The organism is Rhodopirellula sp. UBA1907, assembly GCF_002337565.1.
In the GTDB taxonomy this organism is placed as follows: Bacteria; Planctomycetota; Planctomycetia; order Pirellulales; family Pirellulaceae; genus Rhodopirellula; species Rhodopirellula europaea.
The window spans coordinates 12619-15339 of the sequence record NZ_DDGH01000080.1 but is presented as its reverse complement, the minus strand read 5'-3'; the positions used below and the strand labels follow the sequence as shown (position 1 = coordinate 15339).

General features: G+C 55.0%; 2 protein-coding genes. One reads left to right on the top strand and one right to left on the bottom strand.

The window, feature by feature from the left end; translation table 11 throughout:
• Positions 1–2032, bottom strand: a 2032-nt coding sequence (locus B2R17_RS16995; protein ID WP_286764924.1) for a mechanosensitive ion channel domain-containing protein, incomplete at its 3' end; no start/stop codon positions are given.
• 248 nt (positions 2033–2280) lie between these two features.
• Between B2R17_RS16995 and B2R17_RS16990 the strand changes: the two genes are divergently transcribed.
• Positions 2281–2661, top strand: coding sequence for a hypothetical protein (locus tag B2R17_RS16990; protein WP_008669401.1), 381 nt, complete (start codon positions 2281–2283; stop codon positions 2659–2661).
• Positions 2662–2721: the final 60 nt, after the last annotated feature.

The following is a 2721-nucleotide window of genomic DNA, read 5'->3' as shown; positions in this document are numbered from 1 at the left end:
GATCATCGCGGCGGGTCAGGTTGGTGACGTTGTTTTCCAAAAATTTGCTGTTGGGCACAATGATGTCTTGGTTTTCACCGGTTCGAATTTGAGTGCTTCGAGCGCCGATGGTTGTGACGTTGCCCAACGTTCCGTCCACGCTGACGAGATCGCCGACCTTGATCGGCCGTTCGGCAAGCAAAATCAGGCCGCTGATGAAGTTGTTCAAAATGTTCTGGCTACCGAAGCCGACACCGATTGCCACCGCCCCGCCGAGGAAGGTGAAAACAGTCAGCGGCACATTGGCGTAGCGAAGGGCGGTCAGTCCGAGCGTGATCAACAAGGCGTAGAAGGTCAGCGATTCGATGGCGTGCGCAGCTGCTTCTTCGACGCCCCATTTGGGCAGGCGACGCCCAAGCAGTGCGCTGAACCAGCGAGCGAGCATGAAGCCAATGAAGAGCAGCAGCACGCTGCTGCAGACCTTGCCGACGGTGAGTGACGTGTCATCGATATTGGCTAGTTCGTAGTTCCAAACTCGTTGGGTTTGGTCCCAGCTGTCTTCGATGATTTCGCTGACGCTCCTTCCTGGTTCGCCATCGATTTGGTTTTTCAATCGTCGAAGTGTTCTTTCAGCGTTGTCCAGTGAAATGACGCTGCTGTTGTACAGCTCGACCTGCTTCGCCAACGAGTCACGTTTGGATTCAAGCCATCGACGGACCGCGGGGTTGGTTCCGTTGATCGCATCAATTTTGGCTTCGACGTTGGATTGATTGACTCTTAGTTCATCGAGTTTGAACTGCCTTGCTCTTCGATCTCGTTCGATTTGTTCAATCTGTTGCTCGGTTTCCTCCACCCATTCCTGGCGTTCCTTGCGTTCGGCTTGGTTGGTTACGACAAGAAAGCGACGTTCCCATGCCTTTTTGAGAATCGGGATCCGCTGCAGTTGTTGGTTGATCAAAGACGACTGATTCTGAAGAGTCATCTGTGCGACTTTGAGTGAGTCCACTCGCTCGATCAGCTCAGGTCCAGCGTTGGGCGTGGAATCCGTTTCTTGTCGGGCCGCCATCCAGCGGCGTTCGGCGAAGTGCAGTTCGTTCTTGAGGCGTGCGACTTGCTGCTTCAGTTCGATCTCTCGAAGGTCGAAGTCATCCAGTTTTTGCTCGAGCATTTCACGAGTGAAGACGATGTGATCACCCACGATCGCCAGCTTCTCTTCTTCGATCTCGAGCTGCAGTTTGGCGATCGTTTGATTGGCTTCGGCGATCGATAGCTCTTGGCGACGGAGCACGAGCATCTCTTCGGCAAGCTTTTGCTCCAGCTCGGCGATTTGAATCTCGTTTTCCGTTGCTGATGTGGACGTTTCTTTCAGTTGGCGGAGCGTCCTTGCGCGGTCGTCCGATTCGAGTTTGGCAGTTTCCGCAGCGTCGCGAGCTGAGACGACAGACGACTCGGCTGAAAGAAGTCGGGTGTTCGCATTGCGGACGGATTCTTTGAGTCCGTCTTGGAACACGATCGAGTACGGCGGTGTCTTGTCCTCGATTTTTCCGTCTGCGAGCCGAGTCAGAAGTTGCTTGAGCGAGGCGACTTGCGCATCGTGGTCTTCGTTCGACGAAGTTGCCGACTGTTGTTGTGCGATGACGACATCGATCTGCTTGAGTAGGTCGACCCGACTGGAATCAGCGCTGGGTTGGTCGTTGTCGTTTCCAGCCGACTCCGCCTCTTGCTTCTCTTGCAGCATCGCGACGCGAAGCTCTGCGGCAACTTCTTCTTGTTTGTTCTCAAGCACCGCAGAAGACGTTTCCGCAGCCAAATCGTCTTCTGCGGAGACGAGAGCGACGGGATTTGATGCATCAAGACGCGAAGCTGCATTTGGCGAAATGACCGCTTCGGGTTGCCCGACGTCTCGCAAGTTGGGGACATTTGACGCGGGAGCAAGTTGTTGCGTCGCGGATAGGTTCTGCTCGGTTGGTGCCGCATTTGCTTCGGACGGTAGGGTTCCAGCCAAAGAGGTGACGCACAGACACAGCAGCAATCGTCGATAGAATTCAGTCATCGCGAGCGTCCTTGCTTCGGCGGAATGAGAGAGACCTTTGTTGACAAATACGCTTTTGGGTGAAACCGGAGCAAGGCTGCAAGATTCGCGGTGCACGGTCGAATCGGGGAGGCGTCATTGATTCGCGTGCTTTAAACTCGAACCACGCTGCTTTTGACTCTCGATGAGGAGCCGAAGAGTGGACTGGTCGTCACCGGAACATCTTCCGCCCCTTCGCGTCATCCCCGTTTATCATCCAATTGTTTGCCATGTCGTTCACCGAATACACCGCACCGTTTGCGGAGTTCCCTGTCTTGCAGCAAAGGGTGTTGACTGTCTTGAAGCAGTTGCCGGAGGACGTGCAGGCAGACTTTTTGAGCGATGAACGCTTTCGAGTTGAAATTGACAATTACGTTCCCGGTGTGGGCTGGTCGTTTCTGATGCCCGCCCCCGGAATCGATGGAAACGGCAGTCGCTGTGTGATTCTGCGGAGCAAATTGGCTGACGCGAGCGAAGCGTTCGCGCACTACGTGATCGCTCACGAGTTTGCCCATGCGTTTCTGCGAAACGGCGGCTGGGGCGAAATCACTGATGTCGAACAAGCCGCGGACGCTCTGGCTGCGTCCTGGGGTTTTGAACGACCCGCGTGAATAGGCTCACGATTAGTGGCATAGGCTTCCAGCCTGTGTTCCGCGCAATCACAGGCTGGA